Annotated in this window: 1 protein-coding gene; it reads right to left on the bottom strand. The window is 51.2% G+C overall.

The window, feature by feature from the left end; genetic code table 11:
- The coding region (locus tag H6B51_RS18690) for a transposase (RefSeq protein WP_418055082.1) at positions 1-216 on the bottom strand (216 nt) is incomplete at its 3' end.
- Position 217: the final 1 nt, after the last annotated feature.

Raw genomic sequence — 217 nt, 5'->3', positions numbered from 1 at the left:
AATTGTCTGAGCACCGTAAGCCCGGTCTGCCAGTATATTGCTCCCGCTGATCTCAACTTTTCTCAACAAGTTAACAGCATGAACGCTATCATGATCATTTCCAGGGGAGAGGAGAAAGTCTACCGGGTTGCCCAGGCCGTCTACGATGGCATGGATCTTTGTGTTGAGTCCACCTCTGGTACGGCCAACTGCCTTATCTGCCGTTTTTTCCCCCACC

This window comes from Pseudoflavonifractor phocaeensis (assembly GCF_016901955.1).
In the GTDB taxonomy this organism is placed as follows: Bacteria; Bacillota; Clostridia; order Oscillospirales; family Oscillospiraceae; genus Flavonifractor; species Flavonifractor phocaeensis_A.
This window is presented reverse-complemented; position numbering and strand designations above follow the sequence as displayed.